This window comes from Paenibacillus sp. MSJ-34, from assembly GCF_018918005.1.
Classification (GTDB): Bacteria; Bacillota; Bacilli; order Paenibacillales; family Paenibacillaceae; genus MSJ-34.
In genome coordinates this window covers 23,417-46,006 of sequence record NZ_JAHLPR010000048.1, presented here as the reverse complement: position 1 = coordinate 46,006, position 22,590 = coordinate 23,417, and the positions used below count along the sequence as shown (strand labels likewise).

Here is a 22,590-nt window from a genome sequence, read left to right as displayed (position 1 = left end):
ACATAGGTCGAGACGCGGTTTTGAACAGTCAACTTTTGCTTCGCTTCGTCGAACTTTTGTCCGGCAGGCCCTTGATGAATCGGAAAGCCGCTTCATTCCGGGGAAGACTGTCGCAAGACCATGCCGGTTCATCGAATTAAGCCTAGCGGCGGCTTTGGCGTAGGCAGCGTTTCCTTTGCCGGCTAAATTGCGCCGAGAGCGACCGCGGCATAGGACGGAAGCTGTCATCGATCATTGCCGTTGGATTTTGTCCAATATTTTCACCGTTTTTCCCCGGCATAACGTCCTTTCATTGGATTTCATCCAATAGACGATTCCCAAAATGGGGTTGAATAGGGGAAATTGCGGAAATCCATTGGAGGTTTTCCAACGGAATCTTGGCAGAATCTATAAATCCGCCATTTTCGTTGGACATTTTCCAATGGACGCCCAAACGGGGCCGGGAATCGATCCATAACAAATGAAAAAGCCCGAATCGTTCATAGCAACGATCCGGGCTGTATGTACATTTTATACTAAATAAAAACTGGCGTCCCAGGAGGGATTCGAACCCCCGACCGACGGCTTAGAAGGCCGTTGCTCTATCCAGCTGAGCTACTGGGACAAGAGAAAATATTTTTTTGACGAAACATGAATTATAATATCATAGGGAAAATAGAAAATCAACAACTTTTTTTTAGAAACTTTTTGATTCCGGGCGGCGTTGCGTCGGAACCTTCAACTGGTTATAATCTGTAATTAATTGCGGCATACGTGAGCAGACGAAAGTTGGTGTACCTATTACAAAACCTTCTGTACCTCAAAAGGACAATATCATTTTATTTCCGAAGACGCTCGATTATTACCAAATCCGGCTGACGCGCTGTTTGGAAACGGAACGTTACGGGGAAGCGATGGAATTGCTCGAATTTTTGCTGCGTTGCCAAGGCGAGAGCGAGCGGTACAAGGATGAATGGACCGCATTGCTCGAATGGATGCGGGCCGAGTTCCCGGATGCGGCTGCGCCGCCTGTGGAAAGCGACGAAGAGGACGAAGCCGGCGAAGCCGAACTGATGAAGCGGCATATACAGGAGAAGATCGAACGCGACAGCGATTATGTCGCCAAAACGTTGGAATCGGTCACGAGCGGCCCGTTAACCGCTCAGAAACTGCTGGCGCTCGAACAGTTGACATATTTCGACCATCCGCAAATCGACGATACGCTGAAGCGGTGGTTGAAGACGGAAAAGCTGCATCCGCTGCAACAGTTCCACATCCTGCAAACGCTTAAGAAGCGGAGGGCTTCCGGCGTCGTGGAATTTCATCGGGGGGAGGAGCTGGTCAAGCTCGAAATCGAGGCCGTTCCCGTTCGTTTCGAAGAATTTCCCCCGTCGATCTTGACGGTGCCGGAGAGGGTGAGGCTGCAAACCGAAATCAACGATCCTACCGTATCTTTGCTTGCGGAGGAATTGTGGGAACAATTCGCGATGGGGGCGTACGGCACTGCAGTATATGAGACCATGCTCGACGATGACGATCGCTCGATCGACATTTGGGCCGCCGCGCTGCATCAAGCGATGAACGATTCTTTATCCGGCGGGGATCGTTCCGAGCGGGAAGCCGTTCTCGAAGCTTACGGCATTACGGACGAACTGCGTTTTCGTTTTGAACAGGCCTACAGGCATATGCATGATTTTATGAAGAGTACGACGCCGGGAGGGGGGGATTGACCCGGCATGATAACGTTTTTTTCTAAATCCGGTTGACGGGATTGAAAAAACATGCCATGTTGTATATAATGTAATGGTTGTTTGGAACGATTTTTTTCGCTCCGTGCGAGAGCCGGATAAAATCATACATCGTGTTTACTATTGTTGGATCGTGCTATGAGATCATGTTCGCAAGATTCATACGCATGAACCCACGTTAATTATTTGGAGGGGAATGCATAAAATGAAAGCAAGTTGGGAAAAAATAGAGAAGAACGTTGGGGTACTTGAGGTCGAAGTCGATGCGGACCGCGTTGCCGACGCTTTGGACAAGGCTTTCAAAAAAGTCGTCAAAAAAGTAAACGTGCCAGGATTCCGCAAAGGGAAAGTGCCTCGTCCGATTTTCGAAGCAAGATATGGCGTTGAGAGCTTGTACCAAGACGCGATCGATATTTTGCTTCCTGGAGCGTATACCGAAGCGGTGCAAGAAACGAAAATCGAGCCGGTAGATCGTCCCGAAGTCGATGTCGAGCAATTCGGGAAAGGCCAAAGCTTTATCTTCAAAGCGAAAGTCACGGTCAAACCGGAAGTGAAACTTGGGGAATACAAAGGAATCGAAGTTCCTGCGAAGGATGCCGAAGTAACCGAAGAAGAAGTGAACGCCGAACTGGAACGCTTGCAGCAGCGCCATGCGGAATTGACCGTCATTGACGAAGATACCGCGAAATCCGGCGATACGGTTGTGATCGATTTCGAAGGCTCCGTCGACGGCGAGAAGTTCGAAGGAGGGACGGCTGAACGTTATTCGCTGGAATTGGGATCGAACAGCTTTATTCCAGGGTTTGAAGATCAATTGATCGGCTTGGGCACCGGCGACTTTAAAGACGTCGAAGTAACGTTCCCTGAGAACTACCATGCCGAAGAATTGGCCGGCAAAGCTGCGGTATTCAAGGTAAAAGTTCATGAAATCAAACGCAAGCAGCTTCCGGCTCTCGACGACGAGTTTGCCAAAGATGTGAGCGAATTCGATACATTGGAAGAGTACAAGCAAGATTTAACGAAACAAATGAAAGAACGCAAAGAAAAAGAAAATGAAGCGGCCCGCGAAGCGGAAATCGTCGAAAAAGTAGCCGAAGCGGCTGAAATCGATATTCCGGAAGCGATGATCGAGACGGAAACGGATCATATGATGCGCGATTTCGACAACCGCCTTCGTTCGCAGGGAATGAATTTGGACATGTTCCTGAGCTTCTCGGGTCAATCTCAGGACGATATGAAGAACCAAATGCGCGCCGATGCGGAAAAACGCGTTCGCAACAACTTGGTGCTCGAACAAATTGCGAAAGACGAAAATATCGAAGTAACCGAAGAAGATATCAATGAAGAGCTTGAAAAAATGGCCGAGATGTATAAACGTTCGGTGGACGAAATCCGCAATATTTTGGCCGCTAACGGCTCGCTTGACAGCTTGAAGGAAGAAGTTTCGCTGCGCAAAACGATCAAGTTCCTCGTTGACAACAGCAAAAATTAAAAAGTAACCGGCTTCCCATAAGGCACGTATATTAGCTGCGTGCCTTATTTTTTCCTTCGTATATCCATTGCATCTCCCCGTGTGGCATAAGATTGACGCGCATTTCGAATTCTATTTCCGTTTCCATGCTTCATAAACTGTACCACTTGGAAAAATGACATGGCAATCGGAACGTGTTAAAATAGGATGAAACAGCTTATAAAGAAAAGAGGTTGGTTGCATGAATCTGGTACCTATGGTTGTAGAACAGACAAATCGCGGTGAACGGTCATATGATATATATTCAAGATTGCTGAAGGACCGTATCATTTTTTTGGGGAGCGCGATTGATGACGATGTTGCCAATCTCGTGATTGCGCAATTGTTGTTTCTAGACGCGGAAGATCCGGAGAAAGACATCAGCTTGTATATCAATTCACCTGGCGGGTCGGTTACGGCGGGGCTTGGCATTTTAGATACGATGCGTTTCATTAAATCGGACGTGTCGACCATTTGTGTAGGAATGGCGGCCAGTATGGGTTCCTTGTTGCTTACGGCCGGCGCGAAAGGCAAACGATACGTGCTGCCGAACAGCGAAGTGATGATCCATCAGCCTTTGGGCGGCGTACGCGGGCAGGCGGCCGATATTAAAATTCATGCCGACTGGATTCTGAAAACAAAACAGAAGCTGAACCAAATCTACGTGGATTGTACGGGACAGCCCCTTGAGAAAATAGAACGCGATACGGATCGTGACAATTTCATGAGTGCGGAAGAAGCGAAAGCTTACGGCTTGGTCGACGAAATTCTCACTCGTCCCATTATGAATAAGGGGTGATACGAATGTTTAAATTCAATGATGAAAAAGGGCAATTAAAATGCTCCTTCTGCGGCAAATCGCAGGAGCAGGTGCGCAAGCTGGTCGCAGGACCCGGCGTATATATTTGCGACGAATGCATAGAGCTTTGCACGGAAATCGTGGAGGAAGAACTCGGGCACGACGAGGATCTCGATCTGAAGGATATTCCGAAACCGAAAGAAATCCGCAATATTCTGGATCAATACGTGATCGGGCAAGACCAAGCGAAAAAATCGCTTTCCGTAGCGATGTACAATCATTATAAACGGATCAACTCGCAGAGCAAGATCGAAGACGTCGAACTTCAGAAGAGCAATATTTTGCTTGTCGGACCGACCGGTTCGGGGAAAACATTGCTCGCGCAAACGATGGCCAAAATTTTGAACGTGCCGTTCGCCATCGCCGACGCCACCTCGCTCACCGAAGCGGGCTATGTCGGCGAGGACGTCGAGAATATTTTGTTGAAGCTGATTCAGGCTGCCGATTACGATGTGGAGAAGGCGGAACGCGGCATCATCTACATCGATGAAATCGATAAAGTGGCGCGCAAATCGGAGAACCCTTCGATTACGCGCGACGTGTCGGGCGAAGGCGTGCAGCAAGCGCTGCTCAAAATATTGGAAGGGACGGTCGCATCGGTGCCGCCGCAAGGCGGGCGGAAGCATCCGCATCAGGAATTCATCCAGATCGATACGACGAATATTTTGTTCATTTGCGGCGGGGCTTTCGACGGCCTCGAGCAATTGATTAAACGCCGGATCGGCAAAAAAGTGATCGGCTTCAACGCTGCAGGCGACAGCCATAAGGAATTGAAGCCGGGCGAATATTTGTCGATGGTGCTGCCGGAAGATTTGCTCAAATTCGGATTGATTCCCGAATTCGTCGGCCGCTTGCCGATCATTTCGACACTGGAGCCGCTCGACGAGAAGACGTTGGTCCGCATTTTGTCCGAGCCGAAGAACGCGCTTGTGAAGCAGTACCAGAAACTGCTTGAAATGGACAACGTGAAGCTGGAATTCGATATGGAGGCGCTGGAAGCGATCGCGAAGGAAGCGATCAATCGGAACACGGGCGCCCGCGGATTGCGTTCGATAATCGAAGGCATTATGCTAGACGTCATGTACGAAGTGCCTTCCCGCGAAGATGTGACCAGTTGCGTCATTACGGAAAAAGTCGTCAAAGACAAAATCGTTCCGGAATTGATGACCAAAAAAAGCAAGAAAAAAGAAGAGAGCGCCTGATCGAGGCGGCGCCTAAAATAAAAGTATCTGTCAATCACTCCACCCGATCTCTATGCCGAGATGCGGCTTCCCGCCGCTGCATCGGTTGGAGGGGTGGAGCTTTGGCGTTCACGGGAGAGGAAAATCTATGTACCTGAGGAAAGATACAAGACCAGTTAAAGTAGGCAACGTAACGATTGGCGGCAGCGACGAGGTCATCATTCAAAGCATGTGTACGACCAAAACGGCGGATGTAAAGGCGACGGTGGAGGAAATTTTGCGTTTGGAGGAAGCCGGCTGCCAAATTGTCAGGGTCACGGTAAATAACCAGGACGCCGCCGCGGCGATCAAGGAGATCAAGAAGCAGATCCATATTCCGCTTGTGGCCGACATCCATTTCGATTACCGATTGGCATTGGCGGCAATCGAGAACGGCATCGATAAAGTACGCATCAATCCCGGCAATATCGGGCGGCGCGACAGAGTCGAAGCCGTCGTCAAGGCGTGCAAAGAGCGCGGCATTCCGATTCGCATCGGCGTCAATGCGGGATCGCTCGAACATCATTTGATCGAGAAATACGGTTATCCTACGGCAGAGGCGATGGTGGAAAGCGCGTTGTTCCATATCGGCATTTTGGAGGAACTGGATTTTCACGATATTATCGTGTCGTTGAAAGCGTCCGACGTGCCGATGGCAATCAAGGCTTATTCGATGGCGGCCGCCAAATTCAACTATCCGCTGCATTTGGGCATTACAGAGGCGGGTACGCTGTTCTCCGGAACGGTCAAAAGCTCTGCCGGCTTGGGGGCGCTCCTTTCGATGGGCATCGGCTCGACGATTCGGATCTCGTTAAGCGCCGATCCGGTAGAAGAAGTGAAAGTGGCGCGGGAACTGCTCAAAACGTTCGGGCTGATTTCCAATGCGGCTACGCTCGTTTCTTGCCCGACTTGCGGACGGCTTGACATCGATCTGTTCTCGCTCGCCAATGAGGTGGAAGCGTACATTGCGAACGTGAAGGCCCCGATCAAGGTGTCGGTATTAGGCTGCGCCGTCAACGGGCCGGGGGAAGCGCGCGAAGCGGATATCGGCATCGCAGGCGCGCGCGGCGAAGGGCTGCTGTTCCGGCACGGCGAAATCGTGCGCAAAGTACCGGAGGCGGAATTGCTAGACGCGCTTAAACAAGAGATCGACCGGATCGTCGAAGTATACGAAAAAACGGGCGTAATCCCCGGACGCAAGCATTGAGTGCGGGCTTTCCCGCCAAAAACGCGAAAATATTCGTCCCTCACGGTTATCGCAACCGGTAAAAGGCAATACTACCACGTATTAGACTTTTGCCGGTTTTTTTTGCGTTCTGCGGGAAAAACCGGCGTCGAGGAGGAATAGCGGGATGAATTTAAGTATCGTTTTAATGTTGATTCAAGTGTTTTTTGCCATCGTAATCGGTCTGTATTTCTGGAATTTACTGCGTTCGCAGAAAACGAACAGAACGGCCGTGGACCGGGAATCGCGCAAAGAAATGGACAAATTGCGCAAAATGCGCTCGATTTCATTGACGAAACCGCTGGCGGAGAAAACCCGGCCGAATACGATGCAGGATATCGTCGGCCAGAAGGACGGTCTGCGCGCGTTGAAGGCGGCGCTATGCAGCGCCAATCCGCAGCATGTCATCATATACGGCCCCCCGGGCGTCGGCAAAACGGCGGCAGCGCGGGTCGTACTGGAGGAAGCGAAGAAAAATCCGAATTCCCCGTTCACGTCCGAGTCCAAATTCACGGAAATCGACGCGACCACGGCGCGTTTTGACGAGCGGGGCATCGCCGACCCGTTAATCGGTTCTGTTCACGATCCGATCTATCAAGGCGCGGGAGCGATGGGCGTAGCGGGCATACCGCAGCCGAAACCGGGCGCCGTTACGAAAGCGCATGGCGGCATTTTATTTATCGACGAAATCGGGGAATTGCATCCCGTCCAAATGAATAAATTATTAAAGGTGCTGGAAGACCGCAAGGTTTTTTTGGAAAGCGCCTATTACAACTCCGAAGATACGAATATTCCCGTTTACATTCACGATATTTTCCAGAATGGATTGCCGGCCGATTTCCGGCTGGTCGGGGCGACAACGCGCTTGCCGCAAGAAATTTCGCCCGCCCTTCGATCCCGTTGCATGGAAATTTACTTTCGGCCGCTGCTTGCCGAAGAGATCGGCTTGATCGCAACGGACGCCGTAAGGAAAATCGGCTTTCCTCCGTGTCCCGAAGCGGTGGAAGTGGTCAAGCGCTACGCGACGAACGGACGGGAGGCGGTCAACGTCATTCAGTTGGCCGCAGGCTTGGCGTTATCCGAGAAACGGGATACGATTCAAGCGGCCGACATCGAATGGGTCGTCAACAGCAGCCAAATTCCGCCCCGCCCGGATCGCAAAGTGCCGTCCGAGCCGCGCGTCGGCTTCGTCAACGGACTAGCCGTATACGGTCCGAATATGGGCACGCTGCTTGAGATCGAAGTGACGGCGATTCGCGTCAAGCCGGGCCAAGGGAAATATAATATTACGGGCGTGGTCGACGAAGAGGAATTAGGCGGAGGTTCCCGCACCTTGCGGAGAAAAAGCATGGCGAAAGGCTCCGTGGAAAATGTGCTGACGGTCCTGCGCACGATTGGCCTGGATCCGTACAGCTACGATCTTCATATTAATTTCCCCGGCGGGACGCCGATTGACGGCCCCTCCGCGGGCATCGCCATGGCCACGGCGATCGCTTCCGCGATGACCCAGCTGCCGGTGGACAACGAAACGGCGATGACGGGCGAAGCGAGCATTCACGGCAAAGTGAAGCCGGTCGGCGGCATTATCGCCAAGGTCGAAGCGGCGTTTCAATCGGGCGCGACGAAGGTGATCATACCGAAGGAGAACTGGCAGGAAATATTCGCCGATTTGGGCGACTTGCAAGTCATTCCCGTAGAGACGATCGATGAAGTGTTCCGCCATGTGTTCGGCAGCGTTGCGGAACAATTGTTATGCCATGTGCCGAAGGACAAGGAACGATTCGCAGGTTCGCCGTTGCCGCTGCTGCACGCGGATTCGGCGGAGCAGGCGCGGAACGCGGAATCCGGCATGTAGGGCGCATGATACCCCATAGTTGGTTTTTTATTGAAACATTTGATAAAATGTTAGAAACATCTTATTGCGAGCCACTGGAGGTGCCGAAGTATGGGGCCAAAACAAGCGAAAGGCCGCCGATTCCCTTTGCTGCCTTTAAGGGGACTGCTAGTTTATCCGAGCATGGTGCTGCATTTGGACGTAGGGCGGGATAAATCGGTCAAGGCTTTGGAAAAAGCGATGGTTGAAGATAACCTGATCCTTCTTTGCTCCCAATCCGAAGTGAACATCGAAGATCCGGGGCAAGACGATATTTTCCGGTTCGGAACGGTGGCCAAAGTGCGTCAAATGCTGAAGCTGCCGAACGGAACGATCCGGGTACTGATCGAAGGAGTCGTCCGCGCGGAAGTATTGGATTATACGGCAAACGAAGAATTTTACGAAGTGATCGCCAAGGAACTTCCCGAACAGGAGACGAGCGATCCGGAGACCGATGCGCTGATGCGCACCGTATTGAATCAGTTCGAGTATTATATTAGCCTGTCGAAGAAGGTGACCCCGGAGACGCTGGCCGCCGTTGCGGACATTGATGAACCGGGGCGATTGGCCGATGTCATTACGAGCCATCTCTCTCTCAAAATAAAAGACAAGCAGGAAATTCTCGAAACGATCGATGTGACGAAACGGCTGGAGAAGCTGCTTGACATTTTGAACAACGAACGCGAAGTGCTCGAGTTGGAACGGAAAATTAGCCAACGCGTCAAAAAGCAGATGGAAAAGACGCAAAAAGAGTACTACTTGCGCGAACAGATGAAGGCGATCCAAAAAGAGCTGGGCGAAAAAGAAGGACGCACCGGCGAAATCGAAGAATTGCGCGGCCAATTGGAAGACAAGAACGTGCCGGAGAAGGTGCGCGAGAAAATAACGAAAGAAATCGACCGGCTGGAAAAAACGCCGGCCACGTCGGCGGAGAGCGGCGTCATCCGCAACTATATCGATTGGCTGCTCGCCTTGCCGTGGTCCGAGCAAACCGAAGACGACCTGGATATTCAAAAGGCGGAGAACATTCTGAATGAGGATCATTACGGGCTTGAGAAACCGAAGGAACGCGTTCTGGAATATCTCGCCGTCCAGAAGCTGGTCAAGAAGCTGAAAGGGCCGATTCTATGCCTTGTCGGGCCTCCGGGTGTCGGCAAAACGTCGCTCGCCCGTTCGATTGCCAGATCGCTCGGAAGAGAGTTCGTGCGCATATCGCTCGGCGGCGTCCGCGACGAAGCGGAAATTCGCGGCCATCGCCGCACATACGTCGGCGCAATGCCGGGCCGAATCATTCAAGGAATGAAGACGGCAGGAACGCTCAATCCGGTGTTTCTGCTTGATGAAATCGACAAGATGGCGTCCGATTTCCGCGGGGATCCTTCGGCTGCGTTGCTCGAAGTATTGGATCCCGAACAAAACGGCACTTTTAGCGATCATTTTATCGAGCTTCCGTTCGACCTGTCCCGTGTCATGTTCGTCACGACGGCCAATGCGGTGCATAATATTCCCCGCCCGCTGCTGGACCGGATGGAGATGCTCTATATTCCGGGGTATACCGAGCTGGAGAAGCTGCAAATCGCTTCGCGCTATTTGTTGCCGAAGCAGAAGAAAGAACACGGTTTGGAGCCGGATCAGCTGGAAGTCGGCGAAGATACGCTCCTTCGAATCATTCGCGAATATACGCGGGAATCCGGCGTGCGCAATTTGGAGCAGCAGGTGGCGTCTTTATGCCGCAAAGTGGCCAAACAAATCGTGGTCGGGGGCGGCGATAGCATCTCGATCGCTCCGGAAGAGCTGAAAGATTATTTAGGCATCGCGAAATACAGATACGGTTTGGCGGAAAGCGAAGACCAGATCGGAACCGTAACGGGACTTGCGTGGACCGAAGTAGGGGGCGATACGCTGGCTGTGGAGGTAACCGTTGTGCCGGGAAGCGGCAAGCTGACGCTCACGGGCAAACTCGGCGACGTAATGAAAGAATCGGCGCAGGCCGCATTCAGCTATACCCGTTCCAAAGCGGCGGAACTTGGCATCGCGCCCGATTTTCACGAGAAGAACGATATTCATATTCATGTGCCGGAAGGCGCCATTCCGAAAGACGGACCTTCCGCGGGCATAACGATTGCGACCGCGCTCGTCTCCGCCCTCACGAACCGTTACGTTTCGAAGGAAGTCGCGATGACCGGCGAAATTACGCTGCGCGGCCGGGTACTGCCGATCGGCGGGTTGAAAGAGAAGGCGCTCGCCGCGCATCGCGCAGGCATTACCAAAATATTATGTCCGAAAGACAACGAACGCGATTTGCGCGATATTCCGGAAAGCGTCCGAAACGATCTGACGTTTGTGCTTGCTTCCCATATGGATCAAGTGCTGGATCATGCGCTTGTCAAGCCGGTAGAGACGCATTAAGAGGCCGTTTCGGCCTTACGCCTCCGCCGGCGACCTTTGACGGAATTCGCGTACGGGAAAGGGTTAACCGAGTATGAAAATAAATCAAGCTGAATTCGTGATCAGCGCCGTCGGGCCTGACCAATATCCTGAAGATGCCTTGCCGGAAATCGCTCTGGCAGGGCGTTCTAATGTCGGGAAATCGTCGCTCATCAACCGGATGATCAATCGTAAAAATTTGGCGCGAACGAGCGGCCAGCCCGGAAAAACGCAGCATTTGAATTATTACCGCATTAACGGGGAACTGTATTTCGTCGATTTCCCCGGATACGGATTTGCCAAAGTCTCCAAAAGTTTGCGCCAGGAATGGGGCAAAATGATCGAGCGGTATTTGCTGGAACGCGAACCGCTGAAGCTGGTGCTGCTCATCGTCGATGTGCGCCACGCGCCGTCCAAGGACGACGTCATGATGCGTGAATGGCTCGCTCATTATGAAGTGCCTACATGCGTCGTGGCGACAAAAGCGGATAAAATATCGCGCAATCAATGGCCGAAGCATACGAAAGTCATTAAAGAGGCTTTCGGGCTCGATCCGCAAGAGCCTTTCGTCTTATTTTCGTCCGAGCTAGGCATCGGCCGGGACGAGCTTTGGGAGATCGTCGGACGTTATGCCGGAGAGGAAAATGAGGCAGGGAATGCGGAAAATTGATATCGAAATGCGAGTATGGCAAGAAAAAGTTGCGTTTCTTGCGCCATAAATCCGATTTTTTATGAAAAATGGAGAAAAATCATAAAAAAGCCGGGAGGAATAATATAAAGTTATATAGTATAATAAAGTTAAGGTTTAAAATCAACAGGTGGAAATTAAAGAATTGAGGAGATTTTTATGGCTCAGCGGTTAGCCACAGAATATGTCAAAGCCAGTTTGCAGTTAACGGAAGCTCAAATGACCGATTTTTTGCAAAGTTTTGCGAAACAACATGTTCAGCTTCAAGTGAAGGTGCTGGACAACGGAAATCAGGACATCGTTCTTGAGGATGGTACAGGAGAGGAGTTGCATTTGCCGTTTGCAAGAAAGGACGGACAATATGTCTGTGAAATGTCTTGCCGCTTGGTAAACCCTAAGTTGACGGATGTCATGCGCAAAACGGTCGCCGCATTTAAGGGCGACGCTATCGTGAACCGGATCTACTCGGCCTATACGATGGAATACCGTTATGCCAAAGGGGCTGTCAACAAAATTATCGAGCATGCCGCCGGACGGGATAAAACCGTGTTCGAACTTCGGGATACCGCCGGGCAGTTGCAGAGGATGTTCGATCAATTGCAAGTCGAGCAAGAGATTGAGCGTACCCAGTCTGAAGTTGACGCGTTGCTCGATTTACGCAATCTTGCCGACAATCCGGAGCAAGTGGCGCAGATCGACCGGAAGCTGAAAGATTATACGAAGCGCTTGTTTATTCTCGAAGCATAATGGGCATCATTTTGATAAACGCGTTTTCCTATCCAGCCTTCAACCTGCCGCGACTTTAAGCGGCAGGTTTTTTATAAGCGGAAAGCTTGGCGAAGTGAAACAACGTATTAGGCTATGCACAAATGTATAGAATTCGCCATATGTTGTATACGAGTCCGGCAATTTTCGATTTCATTTCTGCTTTCCCAAAAAAAACTATTGCATTTCCGGGCAATAGATGTTATTTTTAGTTTCGTTGAACAAAATATTAGGAACCAGGATTCACTCAGGACATTGAATGTTGCGAGAGATTATTCCCTCGAGAAGTGAATGACGTAGGTCCTAGCGGATGAAATTTTTTCAAACATTTTATTCCTAGGAAGGGGGAACCGAAAGATGGAATACTCAACTTTCGGAAGACACGTTGCTGTTGATACTTGGGGCGTCGATTTTGGATTATTGAACAATGCTGAATTATTAGAAGCGCAATTGGTGGAAGCTGCCGAGGCGTGCGGCGCGACCGTATTGTCTGTGCAATCGAAGCAATTCGAACCGCAAGGTGCAACGGTCCTTGTTTTGTTGTCAGAGAGTCATCTCTCCATCCACACTTATCCTGAAAGAGGTTTTGCTGCGATCGACTGCTATACGTGCGGCGAGACGGTAGACCCGCAATTAGCGATTGACTACCTGGTGTCCGTATTAAAACCGGAAAAAACGTATGCGAAAAAGCTTGTTCGCGGCTTAGGCGAATTAAAGGTTGAAGAACCGGCCATGAAACAAGCGGAACTCGTGTAATTGAACGACAAATACAATTGATGAATGAATGGCCATGGACGATCCATGGTCATTTGTTTTGTCCAACCCCCATAAAATGTTAGAAGAGAAGCATAGGGGGGAGGAGAAGGAATGAGCAGGGGACATCGGCGCGGAAAACCTCTAATCGTTGTGATCGTCGTATTGCTTATCGTTTGGCCGGCCTATCAAATTTACGCTTTTTTGACGCCGGGCGTGCAGAAGGCCGACGCGCAGCGGATGTTGTACGAGGTTTCGCTGTTTCAGATGGGAATCGTGAACAGTTCCTTGAACGAATCCGGTCATGCGCGGGTTACGAAAGAATTGGATTCGTTGAAATTGGCCGTATACTCGGCGGCTTACACCCATGAGCGGCTCGCAAAGACGGTCGGCGGAGGGCGGCTGCAATCGCTCTCTTCGTTAAACAAGATGGTCGAGTTCATTACCGCTTTGCAAATCGGCGGAGACAGGCCGGTATCGGATCAGGAGAGGGAGACGCTGCTTTCGTTTCAACGGCAGTTCGGCGACATGCTGAACGCTTACGGGCAGTTGTTCTCATCGGGCGGTCAGGTCGTCGGCTCGAAGAACAATACGCTGACCAAAACCGATGCCGATCTTGCGAAATTGCTTGAGGAGCAGCTCTCGCCATAATAAAATCGGCATCAGCCTTCGCAGGAACGGAGTATAACAGGCAATCGAACCGCCAACACTAGAGATGGCGGTTCATTTTCATAATATTTTCAAAATTCATCATAATCGGATCATGGAACTGTGATATAATAATCACTGACAAAAAAACGATGAGGCAGGTGAGGAATCATGCACATTATCGTAGTCGGATTAAATTACCGGACGACTCCGCTGGAAGTGAGGGAGAAGTTCGCATTTTCCGAGAAGGTGCTGCCCGAAGCATTGCGTCAATTGAAACAAACGAAGAGCGTTCTGGAATGCGTCATCGTTTCCACCTGCAATCGGACGGAACTGTACGTTGTTGTGGATCGCCTGCATATGTGCGGACATTTCGTGCGAAGCTTTATGGAGCAATGGTTTCAAATTCCGCGCCGGGAGTTCACTCATCATTTATATATATACGAGGACGAACAAGCGATCGAGCATCTGTTTCGCGTCGCAAGCGGCTTGGATTCGATGGTGATCGGCGAAACGCAAATTTTGGGACAGGTGAAGAACGCGCTCGCCCTTGCCCAGCAAAGCCAAACGACCGGCGCCTGGTTTAATACGCTGTTTAAACAGGCCATTACGATGGCGAAGCGCGCGCACGCGGAGACGGCCATCGGCGAAGCGGCCGTATCGGTCAGCTATGCGGCCGTCGAGCTGGGGAAAAGGATTTTCGGCAAATTCGCGGGCAAAAAAGTACTCATCTTGGGCGCAGGCAAAATGAGCGAGTTGACCGTGAAGCATTTATACGCCGGCGGAGCCGAGGAAGTGACCGTGGCGAACCGGACGTTGCCGCGCGCGGAACAGCTTGCGGTCAAATTGGGCGGGAAAGCATGCACCCTCCGCGAAGGGCTGGGGCGATTGCATGAGATGGACATTGTCATCAGCTCGACAGGATCGGAGCAATTCGTTTTAATGCAAGACGAAGTGAAGGCGGCCATGAATAAGCGCAGAGGGCGCCCGCTATTTATGATCGATATCGCGGTGCCGCGCGACCTGGACCCGAACATTTCGCAAATACCGAATGTTTTCCTGTACGATATCGACGATTTGCAAGGCATTGTGGAAAGCAATCTCGAACAACGCCGCAAAGAATCGGCCAAGATCGAGGCAATGATCGCGGCGGAAATGGAAGCGTTCCGGCAATGGCTGAAAACGCTCGGCGTCAGCCCGCTCATTCGCGCGCTGCAGGAGAAGTCGGCCCATATCCATGAAGAAACGATGGAAAGCTTGCTTAACAAACTTCCCGAATTGGACGAGCGTCAAGTCAAAGTGATACGCAAACTAACCAAAAGCATTGTGAACCAGATGATGCGCGACCCGATCGCAAGAGTGAAAGAAATGGCTTCGGAGAAACACGCGGACGAAGCGCTTGACATGTTTGTCAAGCTGTTCGCGCTGGAAGAGCAGCTCGCCGAAGCGGAGCTGGATGCCGAGAAGCATATATCTTCGATGCGCGAGGAAACGCCGTCTTCGCATGCCGTTCGGGAAGACAGAGCCGCAGCCGAAGCGAAAGGCGCTCTATCCTGGGCGGCGGCAACGCTGAATTAGGCGGTGGCCGGCATGGTTTCGCAAAGTTGGATATACGATGTCATTATTTATATGTACGCCCTGAGCCTTCTGTTTTTTTTCCCGGACTTCGTCGGCAGAAATCCGAGATCGAAGCGGATGGGTACAGGGCTGCTTGCTTTCGTATGGGTGCTGCAAACGGCCTTGCTTGTCTGGAGGGTGTTCGGACAGTCGGGGCCTTTTGAATTATCCAGGCTCGAATTTATGTTTGCCTTCTCCTGGGTGCTCGTCACCGTATCGCTGGCGATCACTCTTTTATTTCGCATCGATTACAGCGTTTTTTTAATCAATATCGTAGGGTTTGCCATGTTAGTTTTGAATTTGTTCAGCGGGCCGATCGGCGAAGAAAGGCTGGAAAGTTGGGAAATCGCACAAAATTTCCTTGTTTTTCACGTCGCTTTGGCCGTCTGCAGTTTTGCGGCGTTAACGGTCGGGACGATATTCGCCGGAATGTACGTCTATCTGCACCGGAAATTGAAAGGGAAGCAATGGTCCGACCCGGTGCGCAGGCTGCCCAGCCTGGAGAAGATCGACCGTTATTGCTACTTGTCGCTCGTTATCGGAACGCCGTTATTGATTATGTCGCTCGTCGTAGCCGTCGCTTCCGTCTTTTCGGCAGGCCGGTTGGAGCTGCTGCTCGACCTGAAAGTGTTATCGACCTTGGCGGCACTTATTTTATATCTTTTTTACTTTTTGAAACGGTTTTATTTGCGGCTTCCCGGCAATCGATTAGCCTATTGGACGTTTATCTGTTATGCGGTTATGGTGATGAACGTTGGAATTAACGCGTTGTCGACGTTTCATCATTGGATGGGAGAGTGAGCGAATTGAGCGGTAAATCGGAAAGCGCGCCGTTGTACCCCGTTATGCTGCAGCTCAAGCATCGGCGGTGCGTCGTCGTTGGCGGAGGGGCGGTGGCGGAACGGAAAATCGAAGGGTTGCTTGCCGCGCAAGCCGATATTGTCGTCATTAGTCCCCGGTTCACTGAGCGGATCATTGGCTGGATCGAAGAAGGAGCCGTTCAAGGAATTGCGAAGCGTTACGAATCGAAAGACGTCGCAGGCGCCGCCCTTGTGTTCGCCGCGACCGACGACGGCGAAGTAAACCGGGCCGTTGCGGCGGATAGCCGCGCATCTGGCATTTTCGTCAATGTCGCCAGCGAGGCGGACGACGGCAATTTTACGAATCCGTACGTCATGCGGCGGGGAAAGCTCGTCATTTCCGTCTCCACGTCAGGCGCGAGCCCGATCGCCGCGCGGCGCATTTGCGAAGACTTGGAGGAAAGGGACGCTGCGGATTACGAGACGTACATCGCGGTTGCGGAGCGGTTTCGAACCGTCGCAAGGCGGACGGTGGGCGATGCGCAGCTGCGCAGGCGATTGGCGAGAACGTTTATGCAAATCGATTGGCTTGGCCAAATCCGCGAAGGCCTGTATCGTCCGTGGACGGACGCGGAGATGCGGCGCTGGATTGCGGAACGGCTCGATGAATGATATCGTAAACGAAACAGTACAATGAAGCTATGGCTTTTCAGGAGGAATAGGATGCGGACGATCGTTGTAGGTACAAGGCAAAGCGCCCTGGCGCTTACGCAAACGGGGCAAATGGTGGAGCGATTGCAAGAGATATGCGAGCAGGCGGGACTTTCTTTTCGGTTTGAGACTCGCAAAATCGTAACGAAAGGCGATCGTATTCTGGACGTTACGTTGTCCAAAGTCGGAGGCAAAGGATTGTTCGTGAAAGAAATCGAACAAGCGCTGCTCAGCGGCGAGATCGATATGGCGGTACATAGTATGAAGGATATGCCGTGGGAGCGGCAAGAAGGGCTGACGAACGGAGCGGTGCCGCGGCGCGTCGATCCGCGCGACTGCCTTATCGCCAGAGACGGACGACCGCTCCAGGACCTGCCGCAGGGGGCAAAGGTCGGCACGAGCAGCTTGCGGCGGGCGAGCCAATTGAAGCATTACCGTCCCGATTTGCAGATCGAGTCGATCCGGGGCAACATCGATTCCCGGCTGCGCAAGCTGGAGACGGAAGGATTCGACGCGATCGTGCTTGCGGCGGCAGGGCTGTTGCGCATGGGCTGGCAGGAGCGCATTACGCAATATTTGCCGGAAGATATTTGCCTGCCGGCCGTCGGACAAGGCGCGCTCGGCATCGAATGCCGCAGCGATGATACGGAAGCGCTCGATTTGCTGCATCGCTTGAACGATCCGGTTACGGAACGGACGGTACGGGCGGAAAGAAGCTTTCTCGGCGTGCTGAACGGGGGATGCCAAGTGCCTATCGGCGCGTATGCGACGATCGTAGGCGACTCGGCCGACTCGGCGCTTGAATTGACGGGAATGGTCGGCACGGCGGACGGCGGGATCATCCTGAAAGAAACGCTCCGGGGCGGCGATCCGGAGAAGCTTGGCGAGCAGGTGGCCTCCCGATTGATCGCGCAAGGAGCGGATCGCATATTGGCCGAATTGAGGGGATAACGGGAAATGAATAAGGGGAAAGTTTATCTCGTCGGCGCAGGTCCCGGAGATGCCAAACTGATTACTGTGAAGGGCCTGCAATGTATTGAGCGGGCGGATGTCGTCGTCTATGACCGGTTGGCATCGCCGCGGCTGCTGAAGCATATGAAGCCGGGCGCCGACAAAATTTACGTGGGCAAGCTGCCGGACAGGCATACGATGAAGCAGGAGGAAATTAACCGGCTGCTTGTCGATTTGGCATTGCAAGGGAAGACGGTAACCCGGCTGAAGGGGGGGGACCCGTCGATCTTCGGCCGGGTCGGCGAAGAAGCGGAGTTGCTGGCGGAACATGGCGTGCCCTTCGAAATCGTCCCGGGAGTGACATCGGCCGTCGCCGTTCCCGCCTATGCGGGAATTCCGGTGACGCACCGTGACCTTGCCTCTTCTTTATCGATTATTACTGGGCATGAAAGTCCCGATAAATTGGATCGGTCGATTTATTGGGAGAAAGTGACGAACGCGACCGGGACGCTCGTGTTTCTGATGGGCGTCGCCAAAATCGGATATATAAGCGAACAGCTTATGCGCCACGGAAGGCCGCCGCATACGCCCATAGCGCTTATTCGCTGGGGAACGAGGGCGGAGCAGTCGACGCTCGTCGGAACGCTCGAAACGATCGCGGATCAGGTGAGGGAGGCTCGCTTCCAGCCGCCGGCCGTCATCGTCGTCGGCGATGTCGTACTGCAGCGCGAGAAGATGCAATGGTACGAGCGTATGCCGCTATTCGGCAAGCGCGTGCTTGTCACGCGCGCACGCGAGCAAGCAAGCGAGCTCGCGCAGCTCATCGAAGATTTGGGCGGCGAGCCGGTGGAATATCCGGTCATTGCGACCCGCCCTCCCTCGCGGGAAGAGGCGAGACGTTCGCTGCAAGAGGCGTTGGGGCGTTTGGATCGATATGATTGGGTTATTTTTACTAGCGTTAACGGTGTCGACTATTTTTTCCGCCATTTGCGGGAACAAAGGGCCGATATCCGGGCGCTGCACAAAGCGCGAATCGTTGCGGTCGGTCCCAAAACGGCCGAAGCGCTTGAGGAGCGCGGCTTGACGATCGAGGAGCTGCCGCAGCGGTATCAGGCGGAAGGCATATACGACGCTCTCGCCCCAAACTTGCGTCCGGGGCAGCATGTATTGCTGCCGCGCGGCGATTTGGCGCGGGCATGGTTGCCGGAACGGCTGCGGGAGGCGGGACTATTCCCTGTAGAAGCGCAAACGTACGAAACGGTCATCACGGACGAGAACGACGAGGAAGTATTGGAATTGTTGCGCAACCGCGACATTCATATTATTACGTTTACAAGTTCTTCAACCGTCAAAAATTTGCTTGCCGTATTGAGACGAATGGGCGTCGACCGTCCCGCGGAACTGCTGGCGGGCATCGACATCGCCTGCATCGGGCCGGTTACGGCGCAGACGGCGGCGGAAGCCGGGCTGAGAGTGACGGCAACCGCAAGGGAATCCACCGTGCCGGCGCTTGCGGAAGCGTTATGCGCTATAGGAAGGAACTAAACCATTAGGAGGAATGACAGATATGAGCTTTCCGATTGTGAGACATCGCCGTTTGCGCCAAACGGCGGCCATTCGCCGCATGGTGCGCGAAACGACGCTGACGGTGGACGATTTCGTCGCGCCGTTGTTCGTTACCCATGGCAGCGGCGTTCGAGAAGAAATACCGTCCATGCCCGGAGTGTACCATTGGTCGCTCGACCGGATGGATCAAGAGTTGAAGGAAATTGTCGAATTGGGCATTTCCGCCGTTCTGTTGTTCGGAGTGCCCGAATCGAAAGATGCGCAAGGATCGTCCGCCTTCGCGGAGAACGGCATCGTACAACAGGCGACGCGCCGCATCAAATCGTTGTATCCCGACCTGCTCGTCATCGCGGATACATGCCTGTGCCAGTTTACCGACCACGGTCATTGCGGGCTCGTTCATGTGCATGACGTCAACGGCCGGCCGCACGGCGAAGTGCTTAACGACGCCTCGCTCGAATTGCTGGTTCGGACGGCCGTTTCGCAAGCGAAGGCGGGAGCGGACATCATCGCGCCGTCGAATATGATGGACGGCTTCGTGCAAGCGATACGCGCCGGATTGGACGAAGCCGGCTACGATCATGTGCCGATCATGTCCTACTCGGTGAAGTACGCGTCCGCATTTTACGGCCCGTTTCGCGAAGCGGCTCATTCTGCGCCGCAATTCGGCGATCGGAAATCGTACCAGATGGATCCCGCCAACGCACGCGAAGCGTTGCGCGAATCGGAATCGGATGTGCGGGAGGGCGCGGATTTCCTTATGGTTAAGCCGGCCATGGCTTACATGGACATTATTCGCATGCTTAAGGATCAGTTCGATCTGCCGGTCGTGGCGTATAACGTCAGCGGCGAATATTCCATGGTAAAGGCGGCGGCGCTGCAAGGATGGATCGACGAAGAAGCGGTTGTGCTCGAAATGCTGACCGGCTTGAAACGCGCCGGCGCAGACGTGATCATTACGTATTTCGCGAAAGACGCGGCGAAATGGTTGAACCAATAGACGGACAAGGAGGAGGTAAGGATGAGTATGCAGAAACGGAAAGACGAACGTTCCAAAGCGGCGTTTGCCGAAGCGAAGCGCTATATTCCCGGAGGGGTTAACTCTCCTGTCCGCGCCTTCAAATCGGTCGGCTTAACGCCGGTATATATGGACCGCGGCGAAGGATCGCATGTTTACGATATTGACGGCAACCGATTTATCGATTATATCGCTTCATGGGGCCCGTTGATTATGGGACATGCCCATCCGGAAGTCGTGGAAGCGATCCAGCGGACGGCCGCGAAAGGGACCAGCTTCGGCGCGCCGACCGAATTGGAGACGCTGATGGCGAAGTTAGTCTGCGAGCGGGTGCCTTCGGCCGATATCGTGAGGATGGTAAACTCAGGCACGGAGGCGACGTTAAGCGCGATTCGCCTCGCCCGCGGATATACGGGCCGAAGCAAAATCGTCAAATTCGAAGGCTCGTATCACGGACACTCGGACAGCCTGCTTATAAAAGCGGGCTCGGGCGTAGCAACGCTTGGGCTGCCGGATAGCCCCGGCGTCCCCGAAAGCGTGGCCGCCCAGACGATTACGGTGCCGTATAACGATATAGAAGCCGTCAAGATCGCGTTCGAGCGATTCGGCGAGGAAATCGCCTGCGTCATCGTTGAGCCGATCGCCGGCAATATGGGCGTAGTGCCGCCGCTGCCCGGCTTCCTTGCCGGATTGCGCGACATTACGACGAGATACGGCAGCTTGCTTATTTTTGACGAAGTGATGACAGGGTTCCGCGTGCATATTCATTGCGCGCAAGGATTGTACGGCATAACGCCGGATTTGACCTGTCTCGGCAAGGTAATCGGCGGCGGGCTGCCGGTAGGCGCTTATGGAGGCAAACGCGAGATCATGGAGCAAATCGCTCCGGCCGGGCCGATTTATCAAGCGGGCACGTTAAGCGGCAATCCGCTCGCGATGGTTGCCGGCTATACGACGCTGCAATTGCTTCAGCCGGACGTATACGAACGTTTGGAACGATTGTCGGCAAGATTGCAATTGGGATTCGAACGCAATGCGCGGGAACTCGGCGTTCCTTGCACAATCAACCGCGTCGGTTCCATGGTCTGCCCGTTTTTCACCGATATTCATGTCATCAATTACGATACGGCGAAAACTTCGGATTTGAATCGTTTCCGCGCTTACTTCGCGGGCATGCTCGATGCGGGAATAAGCCTCGCTCCGTCGCAATACGAAGGAATGTTCGTCTCGGCCGCGCATAGCGAGGAAGATATCGATGCTACGATCGAAGCGCATTATTACGCTTTGAAAAACTTATGAAACCGATGAGCGGCGTAAGAAAAGGAGAATGGTTCGAAACGGCCGCGGGGCATACGATCGCGCTGCCGGAACGGCTCCTACATAAACTGCGGCATAACGGCGGAATTCAAACGACGGGAACGCGGACGCGCTATAAGCTGTTTCCGGCGGAATCGGATGGGATTCCGCCGTTTTGGCATGAGCTGGACATTCTGTACGAAGACGATTTTTGTCTGGTTGTCAACAAGCCGGCGAATATGCTCGTTCATCCGGCGGTTCCGGAGCAGCGGCGAACGCTTGCGAACGCAATCGCTTCGTACTACGAGTGCACGGGACAGCAATTGAAAGTGCGGCATATCCACCGGCTTGACGAGAATACGACCGGCCCAGTGCTCTATGCCAAGAACGAATTCGCCCAGCTTCGACTGGACGAGGCGATGCGCTTGAAAGCGGTGGAGCGGATCTATATCGCATTCGTACAAGGGCAAGTCGCCGGCCATCTTCGCACGATTGACGCTCCGATCGGCAAAGATCGGCATCATCGCAATCGGCGCCGCGTCTCGCGGACCGGCGCGCAGGCGGTGACGCATCTGGAAGTGCTGGAGACGTACCGCACCGCTTCGCTTGTCCGGCTGCGGCTGGAAACGGGGCGTACGCACCAGATACGCGTCCATGCAAGCTATATCGGACATCCGATTATCGGCGACGAACTGTACGGCGGCTCCGCCGAGCTTTATCCCGCGCAAGCGCTGCACGGAGAAGCATTGCATTTCGCGCATCCGCTCTCCGGCGAACGGTTGCATGTCGACGCGCCATGGCCGGAATCGCTGCGTACTTTGCAATTGCGGTTGAAAGATTGAAAAAAGATGGCATGCTCCTCCCTTCCGGGCATATAGATAAATAGTAGCGATGATAAGAGGTTGCTCCGTCCGAAAGCGACTCGTCGCTGAAAAC

The 22,590-nt window shown here is 53.1% G+C and carries 19 protein-coding genes and 1 tRNA gene; 19 read left to right on the top strand and 1 reads right to left on the bottom strand.

The window, feature by feature from the left end; genetic code table 11:
* Positions 1–527 precede the first annotated feature (527 nt).
* Positions 528–604, bottom strand: a tRNA-Arg gene (locus tag KQI79_RS22010).
* A gap of 262 nt (positions 605–866) precedes the next feature.
* On the opposite strand from KQI79_RS22010, the gene KQI79_RS22005 reads away from it, so the two are divergent.
* The 19 genes from KQI79_RS22005 to KQI79_RS21915 all read left to right on the top strand — a co-directional run bounded on the left by KQI79_RS22005 (position 867) and on the right by KQI79_RS21915 (position 22,496).
* Positions 867–1,709, top strand: coding sequence for a hypothetical protein (locus KQI79_RS22005; RefSeq protein WP_230191388.1), 843 nt, complete (start codon positions 867–869; stop codon positions 1,707–1,709).
* A gap of 223 nt (positions 1,710–1,932) precedes the next feature.
* A complete protein-coding gene (tig, locus tag KQI79_RS22000) occupies positions 1,933–3,219 on the top strand; it encodes a trigger factor (RefSeq protein ID WP_216540458.1) in 1,287 nt (428 codons plus the stop codon).
* Between the two features lie 220 nt (positions 3,220–3,439).
* Positions 3,440–4,036, top strand: coding sequence for an ATP-dependent Clp endopeptidase proteolytic subunit ClpP (gene clpP, locus KQI79_RS21995; RefSeq protein WP_216540457.1), 597 nt, complete (start codon positions 3,440–3,442; stop codon positions 4,034–4,036).
* Between the two features lie 5 nt (positions 4,037–4,041).
* A complete protein-coding gene (clpX, locus tag KQI79_RS21990) occupies positions 4,042–5,298 on the top strand; it encodes an ATP-dependent protease ATP-binding subunit ClpX (RefSeq protein WP_216540456.1) in 1,257 nt (418 codons plus the stop codon).
* Between the two features lie 127 nt (positions 5,299–5,425).
* On the top strand, positions 5,426–6,523 hold the full coding sequence (ispG, locus tag KQI79_RS21985) for a flavodoxin-dependent (E)-4-hydroxy-3-methylbut-2-enyl-diphosphate synthase (RefSeq protein WP_216540455.1): 1,098 nt from the start codon (positions 5,426–5,428) through the stop codon (positions 6,521–6,523).
* A gap of 145 nt (positions 6,524–6,668) precedes the next feature.
* Positions 6,669–8,396 carry an ATP-dependent protease LonB gene (lonB, locus tag KQI79_RS21980; RefSeq protein ID WP_216540454.1) on the top strand — a complete coding sequence of 576 codons (1,728 nt, stop codon included), beginning with the start codon at positions 6,669–6,671 and terminating at the stop codon, positions 8,394–8,396.
* 90 nt (positions 8,397–8,486) lie between these two features.
* Positions 8,487–10,823: an endopeptidase La gene (lon, locus tag KQI79_RS21975; RefSeq protein WP_216540453.1), complete on the top strand. Its 2,337-nt coding sequence runs from the start codon at positions 8,487–8,489 to the stop codon at positions 10,821–10,823.
* A gap of 73 nt (positions 10,824–10,896) precedes the next feature.
* Positions 10,897–11,511, top strand: coding sequence for a ribosome biogenesis GTP-binding protein YihA/YsxC (gene yihA / locus KQI79_RS21970; protein ID WP_216540452.1), 615 nt, complete (start codon positions 10,897–10,899; stop codon positions 11,509–11,511).
* 177 nt (positions 11,512–11,688) lie between these two features.
* Complete coding sequence (locus KQI79_RS21965) at positions 11,689–12,276, top strand: non-ribosomal peptide synthetase module (protein WP_216540451.1); 588 nt, start codon at positions 11,689–11,691, stop codon at positions 12,274–12,276.
* Between the two features lie 375 nt (positions 12,277–12,651).
* Entirely contained in the window at positions 12,652–13,050 is a 399-nt protein-coding gene (speD, locus tag KQI79_RS21960; protein ID WP_216540450.1) for an adenosylmethionine decarboxylase, read from the top strand.
* A gap of 111 nt (positions 13,051–13,161) precedes the next feature.
* Complete coding sequence (locus KQI79_RS21955; protein ID WP_216540449.1) at positions 13,162–13,698, top strand: S-adenosylmethionine decarboxylase; 537 nt, start codon at positions 13,162–13,164, stop codon at positions 13,696–13,698.
* A 168-nt stretch (positions 13,699–13,866) separates the two neighbouring features.
* Positions 13,867–15,273 carry a glutamyl-tRNA reductase gene (hemA, locus tag KQI79_RS21950; protein WP_216540448.1) on the top strand — a complete coding sequence of 469 codons (1,407 nt, stop codon included), beginning with the start codon at positions 13,867–13,869 and terminating at the stop codon, positions 15,271–15,273.
* A 12-nt stretch (positions 15,274–15,285) separates the two neighbouring features.
* Positions 15,286–16,113 (top strand): cytochrome c biogenesis protein CcsA, encoded by an 828-nt coding sequence (ccsA, locus tag KQI79_RS21945; RefSeq protein WP_216540447.1) that lies wholly within the window; start codon positions 15,286–15,288, stop codon positions 16,111–16,113.
* A 5-nt stretch (positions 16,114–16,118) separates the two neighbouring features.
* Positions 16,119–16,784: a precorrin-2 dehydrogenase/sirohydrochlorin ferrochelatase family protein gene (locus tag KQI79_RS21940; RefSeq protein ID WP_216540446.1), complete on the top strand. Its 666-nt coding sequence runs from the start codon at positions 16,119–16,121 to the stop codon at positions 16,782–16,784.
* 51 nt (positions 16,785–16,835) lie between these two features.
* A complete protein-coding gene (hemC, locus tag KQI79_RS21935; RefSeq protein WP_216540445.1) occupies positions 16,836–17,774 on the top strand; it encodes a hydroxymethylbilane synthase in 939 nt (312 codons plus the stop codon).
* A 6-nt stretch (positions 17,775–17,780) separates the two neighbouring features.
* A complete protein-coding gene (gene cobA, locus KQI79_RS21930; protein ID WP_216540444.1) occupies positions 17,781–19,319 on the top strand; it encodes a uroporphyrinogen-III C-methyltransferase in 1,539 nt (512 codons plus the stop codon).
* Between the two features lie 22 nt (positions 19,320–19,341).
* Positions 19,342–20,340 carry a porphobilinogen synthase gene (gene hemB, locus KQI79_RS21925; RefSeq protein WP_216540443.1) on the top strand — a complete coding sequence of 333 codons (999 nt, stop codon included), beginning with the start codon at positions 19,342–19,344 and terminating at the stop codon, positions 20,338–20,340.
* Positions 20,341–20,361: 21 nt separating this feature from the next.
* On the top strand, positions 20,362–21,657 hold the full coding sequence (hemL, locus tag KQI79_RS21920) for a glutamate-1-semialdehyde 2,1-aminomutase (protein ID WP_216540442.1): 1,296 nt from the start codon (positions 20,362–20,364) through the stop codon (positions 21,655–21,657).
* Positions 21,658–21,662: 5 nt separating this feature from the next.
* A complete protein-coding gene (locus KQI79_RS21915) occupies positions 21,663–22,496 on the top strand; it encodes an RluA family pseudouridine synthase (RefSeq protein WP_216540468.1) in 834 nt (277 codons plus the stop codon).
* Positions 22,497–22,590: the final 94 nt, after the last annotated feature.

Bases quoted from the DNA above. Each gene is read 5' to 3' on its own strand.
- hemL (WP_216540442.1), top strand. From the start codon at position 20,362: ATGAGTATGCAGAAACGGAAAGACGAACGTTCCAAAGCGGCGTTTGCC.
- tig (WP_216540458.1), top strand. From the start codon at position 1,933: ATGAAAGCAAGTTGGGAAAAAATAGAGAAGAACGTTGGGGTACTTGAG.
- ispG (WP_216540455.1), top strand. From the start codon at position 5,426: ATGTACCTGAGGAAAGATACAAGACCAGTTAAAGTAGGCAACGTAACG.
- lon (WP_216540453.1), top strand. From the start codon at position 8,487: ATGGGGCCAAAACAAGCGAAAGGCCGCCGATTCCCTTTGCTGCCTTTA.
- clpX (WP_216540456.1), top strand. From the start codon at position 4,042: ATGTTTAAATTCAATGATGAAAAAGGGCAATTAAAATGCTCCTTCTGC.
- hemB (WP_216540443.1), top strand. From the start codon at position 19,342: ATGAGCTTTCCGATTGTGAGACATCGCCGTTTGCGCCAAACGGCGGCC.
- clpP (WP_216540457.1), top strand. From the start codon at position 3,440: ATGAATCTGGTACCTATGGTTGTAGAACAGACAAATCGCGGTGAACGG.
- KQI79_RS21965 (WP_216540451.1), top strand. From the start codon at position 11,689: ATGGCTCAGCGGTTAGCCACAGAATATGTCAAAGCCAGTTTGCAGTTA.
- KQI79_RS21955 (WP_216540449.1), top strand. From the start codon at position 13,162: ATGAGCAGGGGACATCGGCGCGGAAAACCTCTAATCGTTGTGATCGTC.
- hemC (WP_216540445.1), top strand. From the start codon at position 16,836: ATGCGGACGATCGTTGTAGGTACAAGGCAAAGCGCCCTGGCGCTTACG.
- yihA (WP_216540452.1), top strand. From the start codon at position 10,897: ATGAAAATAAATCAAGCTGAATTCGTGATCAGCGCCGTCGGGCCTGAC.
- hemA (WP_216540448.1), top strand. From the start codon at position 13,867: ATGCACATTATCGTAGTCGGATTAAATTACCGGACGACTCCGCTGGAA.
- ccsA (WP_216540447.1), top strand. From the start codon at position 15,286: ATGGTTTCGCAAAGTTGGATATACGATGTCATTATTTATATGTACGCC.
- KQI79_RS21915 (WP_216540468.1), top strand. From the start codon at position 21,663: ATGAGCGGCGTAAGAAAAGGAGAATGGTTCGAAACGGCCGCGGGGCAT.
- lonB (WP_216540454.1), top strand. From the start codon at position 6,669: ATGAATTTAAGTATCGTTTTAATGTTGATTCAAGTGTTTTTTGCCATC.
- cobA (WP_216540444.1), top strand. From the start codon at position 17,781: ATGAATAAGGGGAAAGTTTATCTCGTCGGCGCAGGTCCCGGAGATGCC.
- speD (WP_216540450.1), top strand. From the start codon at position 12,652: ATGGAATACTCAACTTTCGGAAGACACGTTGCTGTTGATACTTGGGGC.